The sequence below is a fragment of the Rickettsia sp. genome, assembly GCF_965035265.1.
The window spans coordinates 1-4,753 of sequence record NZ_CBCDJS010000091.1 but is presented as its reverse complement, the minus strand read 5'-3'; the positions used below and the strand labels follow the sequence as shown (position 1 = coordinate 4,753).

Below are 4,753 nucleotides of genomic sequence, written 5' to 3'. Positions count from 1 at the left end.
TCAATATGCGGTGGTGTTTCAAAAGTATGGAACGGCGGTGGCGAGGTAAGGGTCCACTCAAGCGTATCTGCACCTTCTCCCCAAGGATTCGCCGGACAATCTTTTCCGTATTTTAGCGTATAGAACACAATAAATACAAAATAAAGTGCAGCTGCCATGGAGATACCTGCTCCTATTGAAGAAACCATATTCCAGCCGGCGAAAGCCTCAGGGTAGTCAGGTATTCTTCTTGGCATGCCCGCAAGCCCTAAAAAGTGCTGGGGGAAGAAAGTTAAATTAACCCCAATAAAAGTAATCCAAAAATGGATTTTGCCTAAGATTTCTGGATATTGTTTACCGGATATTTTGCCGAACCAATAATAAAATCCTGCAAATGCTGTAAATAAAGCACCAAGCGACATTGTATAATGGAAATGTGCAACAACGTAATAAGTATCGTGCAGCACTCTATCAAGCGCTGAGTTTGAGAGAATTATGCCGGTTACGCCGCCAATCGTAAATAATATAATGAATCCTATTGAAAATAGCATTGGAGTTGGGAACGTAATCGAGCCGCCCCACATAGTAGCGATCCAGCTAAATATTTTAATACCCGTCGGAACGGCAATAATCATTGTTCCGGCAGTAAAATATATAAGTGCATTATAAGAAAGCCCAACAGTAAACATATGGTGAGCCCATACGATAAATCCGACGAAACCGATTATTACCATAGCTGCAACCATACCTTGATAGCCAAATATAGGTTTGCGTGAAAAAGTTGAAATAACCTGACTTACTATACCAAAGCCTGGAAGTATTACGATATATACTTCAGGATGACCGAAAAACCAAAATAGATGCTGAAATAATACAGGATCGCCGCCGCCGTCAGTCTTGAAAAAGTTAGTACCGAAATTACGATCTGTTAATAACATAGTGATAGCTCCACCAAGTACTGGCATAGCAATAATTATTAAGAATGCAGTAACTAAAATAGACCAAACGAATAATGGCATTTTAAATAATCCCATCCCCGGAGCTCTCATATTAAAGATAGTAACGATTAAGTTAATTGATCCAAGGATTGACGAAAGACCCGTTAAATGTAAGCTGAAAATAGCCATATCAACGGCAGCTCCCGGGTGACCGCTCAAATTACTTAAAGGAGGGTAGAGCGTCCAGCCCGTTCCAGGACCGCCGTCAACAAAAGCCGAACCCATAAGTAAGAGAAAGGCAGGAACTAATAGCCAAAAACTGATATTGTTTAATCTCGGAAATGCCATATCGGGAGCCCCTATTAATAGAGGTACGAAATAGTTACCAAACCCGCCGAATAAAGCCGGCATAATCATAAAGAACACCATAATAACTGCATGTGCGGTAATAAGCACGTTATATAGCTGGAAATCATGATTTAAGAAAGTGCCGCCGGGCATTGCAAGCTCTAACCTAAAAAGCAGTGAGAACAAACCGCCGACAATTCCCGCAAAAATGGCAAATATGATATACATAATGCCGATATCTTTGTGATTGGTAGAAAAAAGCCACCGCCTCCAGCCGTGAGGAGTGTGATGGTCATCGTGGTTTAGGTCGTTTGTAGTTATAATTGAGTGCATAGCAGTTGTAATTTTTATTTAAATTGATTTTTGAAAACTAGAAACATTAAGTTTAATCTTTTGCCTCTCAAGGTTATTTATATATAATTTTAGCATTTTTTCGAGCTTAATTTGATCTTTTGGTTTATTTTTAGTCATGATATAACTAATAAAAGATGGATGCTTTAAATAAACAGCACAATCCTTTTTTAGAAGTGATATTGTTTTTAACCGTAATTTTGGTATCATAGTTACAATATCGGCTAAAAGATATCGAGCAGACACCCACTCGCTTGTTCTCGTTCCTATCATCGAATATCTCAAATACTTTTTAATAAGAGGTAATACAACTTTAAAATTTATTTTTTGGAATCTTACTACTATATAGCTAAGCCCCTCAAAAGCTGTTGTATTTATTTTCTTACTTTCATTCTTTTTAAGAAAATACAAACATACTTCTAAAGCTTCTTGATAATTTTTAGAATTCTGACAAAAACTTAAAATAAACTTTATTTTTTCTTCCTCATTACTTAAAGAGTATATTAAATTTTTATCAGTAAATTTTTCTAGTTTTTTAAGCTTAAAAAAATCAAAGCCATTTTTAAAATATGCTAAAAAAACTTTTCTTCTTAATCTTGTTACACAATAGGCAATATCATGTAATGTTTCTAAAGTTTTACCTAAAATTTCTTTGCTAGTACTTTTCAAGTTTTCAAATAATACCGGTAATATTAAATCTTCTTTAATATTATAAAACCTCTCAACCAAAAGACCTACAGCTTCAATTGCTGCAGCTTGTATTAATTCTTCCGGATTTCTTAAATTTTTTGTTAGAATATCTAACGCAATATTATAATCTTCATAATATCCTACATATATTAGATAATGATAAATTTTTTCCCGTTCAGGTAGATTAATTATGTCAGGATGATTTCTATATTCTTCTTCACTCATTACCATGCTTCATTACCTGCTGTATCATCGCTATTTAATATTTCTTTATGTCGATTAGAATCAGTTATATCGTTTAGTAATTTATCTAATTCGGATATTTGAGTATGAATTTTCATAAAATTTCCAAATATAATTAATTGGCGACTAACTTTTGATTCCCAACATTCACAGCAACCTTATTCTTGCTTGCTATCCAATTGTCGAAATCCTCTTTGCTCACTACTTCTATAGCAATCGGCATGAAGCCGTGATTGATGCCGCAAAGCTCCGAACATTGCCCGTAATATACGCCTTTCTTGGCAACTCTTGTCCATGTTTCATTAATTCTTCCAGGCACTGCATCTATTTTAAACCCAAGTGACGGAACGGCAAAACTATGTATTACATCGCCTGCAGTAATGAGAAATCTTACGGTAGCATTTTCAGGAATAACAATTCGATTATCGACGTCTAATAATCTTTTTTGGTCAGGTTTTAAATTCTCATCAGAGATCATTACGCTATCAAATTCTAAATTATCATGATCGGGATATATATAATGCCAATACCACTGGTAACCTACTACTTTAATAGTTAAATCCGTTTCGGGTATTTTTTCGGCATGACGCAATATTCTAAAAGACGGCACGGCGATAATAATCAAGATTATTATCGGGATTACAGTCCATATTATCTCTATTAAAATATTATGTGAAAATTTTGCCGGCAGCGGATTATTTTTTGCACTGAATCTAATACATACATAAATAAGTAGCCCGGTAACAAATAAAACGATAGCTGTTGAGATATAAAGCAGAAAATTATGAAAATGATGTAATTCTTCCATAATCGGGCTTGCCGGCGGCTGGAATGTTACTTGCCAAGGTAACGGCTCGGAAGCAAAGCAGCTACTACTAACAATCAAAAAACAAATTAAAGCAATAATATTTTTCATAGCACATATAAAGTTATTTCTATATTAATATAAATGTATATACAGTTTAGTTAAAGCAAAAATCTATTTTTTTTAGAAAGACTATATAAGTGTCAAGCAATTATGTTATAGTACTAAACAAAAATACTTAAACTTTTAAAATAATATTCAATTATGAATTCAAATAATCCTAAAAATAGCGAAGTAGATGCCTATTCCTATATAAAAAATGAATTAGAAAAACTAGGTTGGGTTGTTAAAAATCCTGCTAGAGTTCCAAGTGGTGAAGTATATAAGCAAAATGAATCGCTTGCTAATTTAGAGATTAAAAATGTTTTAATAAGAGATATGCCTGAAGCTATTGTTAAGCTCAATGAGTGTGATTTATGGGTTATCGAAAGTAAAAGAGATAAAAAAGATATTAATAAAGCTTTAGATGAAGCTAAAAATCACTATGCTCAAAAAATCAATAAAAGTAATAAGATAAAATGTATTATTGCAACTGGTATTGCAGGTAATGATACCGATGGGTATACAATAATAAACCAATACTTACATAATAACCAGTGGGGAACGGTTTTATTTAATGGTAAGGATAAAGATACTTTATTATCAAAAGAGCAGGTTACTTATTTATTAGCAAATAAAACACCTAATTGGCAGGAATTCCCTGATTTTCCAGAAGAAAAATACTTAAGCTCTGCGGAGAATATAAATAAAATATTACATAATGCAGGAGTTAACAAAAATAAAAGAGCCAGATTTATTGCGGGTCTAATATTATCTCTCTCATTGAATGAAGATATTAATTTAAGAATAGAAAATACAATAACTCTTGTAAAAAACATAAACAATTTAATAGAACAGAAATTAAACGAAGTAAACAAGCAAGACTTTTTTAATTTTATTAAGCTAGAGGTGCCACCTAGCAAAGAAAACCACTCCAAATATAGAAAAGCTATTATTGATGCATTAAAAGAACTTCAAACGTTAGATATTAAAAATGCAATGGCATCTGGTAACGATATTTTAGGAAAATTTTATGAAAAATTTTTAAAATACGGTAACGGTGCTAAAGAAATAGGAATTGTCTTAACTCCTAGACACATTGCTCAGTTTGCAACAGAAGTTTTAGATATCAAATATAATGATTATATTTTTGATCCTACTTGCGGAACTGGAGGTTTTCTGGTGCCTGCTTTTGATTATGTTAAAAAAAATTCTAATATAAACCAGATAGAGACATTTAAAAATTATAATATATTTGGGATAGAGTAGGATGATGAAGTTATGGCGCTTGCACTTGTAA

At 33.0% G+C, this 4,753-nt stretch carries 4 protein-coding genes; 1 reads left to right on the top strand and 3 read right to left on the bottom strand.

Annotated elements, in window-relative coordinates:
* From ctaD to coxB, 3 genes are all read right to left on the bottom strand, one after another.
* Nucleotides 1–1,598 (bottom strand): cytochrome c oxidase subunit I (gene ctaD, locus AC1Z7D_RS05885; RefSeq protein WP_482602814.1); only part of this gene is annotated, 1,598 nt, incomplete at its 3' end.
* An 18-nt stretch (nucleotides 1,599–1,616) separates the two neighbouring features.
* Entirely contained in the window at nucleotides 1,617–2,531 is a 915-nt protein-coding gene (locus AC1Z7D_RS05880; RefSeq protein ID WP_482602812.1) for a hypothetical protein, read from the bottom strand.
* A gap of 133 nt (nucleotides 2,532–2,664) precedes the next feature.
* Complete coding sequence (gene coxB, locus AC1Z7D_RS05875) at nucleotides 2,665–3,465, bottom strand: cytochrome c oxidase subunit II (protein ID WP_482602810.1); 801 nt, start codon at nucleotides 3,463–3,465, stop codon at nucleotides 2,665–2,667.
* A gap of 153 nt (nucleotides 3,466–3,618) precedes the next feature.
* On the opposite strand from coxB, the gene AC1Z7D_RS05870 reads away from it, so the two are divergent.
* Nucleotides 3,619–4,722 carry an N-6 DNA methylase gene (locus AC1Z7D_RS05870; protein ID WP_482602808.1) on the top strand — a complete coding sequence of 368 codons (1,104 nt, stop codon included), beginning with the start codon at nucleotides 3,619–3,621 and terminating at the stop codon, nucleotides 4,720–4,722.
* The last annotated feature ends 31 nt before the right edge of the window (nucleotides 4,723–4,753 follow it).

Coding starts and splice junctions, on each gene's coding strand:
- AC1Z7D_RS05880 (WP_482602812.1), bottom strand. CDS start 2,531: ATGAGTGAAGAAGAATATAGAAATCATCCTGACATAATTAATCTACCT.
- AC1Z7D_RS05870 (WP_482602808.1), top strand. CDS start 3,619: ATGAATTCAAATAATCCTAAAAATAGCGAAGTAGATGCCTATTCCTAT.
- coxB (WP_482602810.1), bottom strand. CDS start 3,465: ATGAAAAATATTATTGCTTTAATTTGTTTTTTGATTGTTAGTAGTAGC.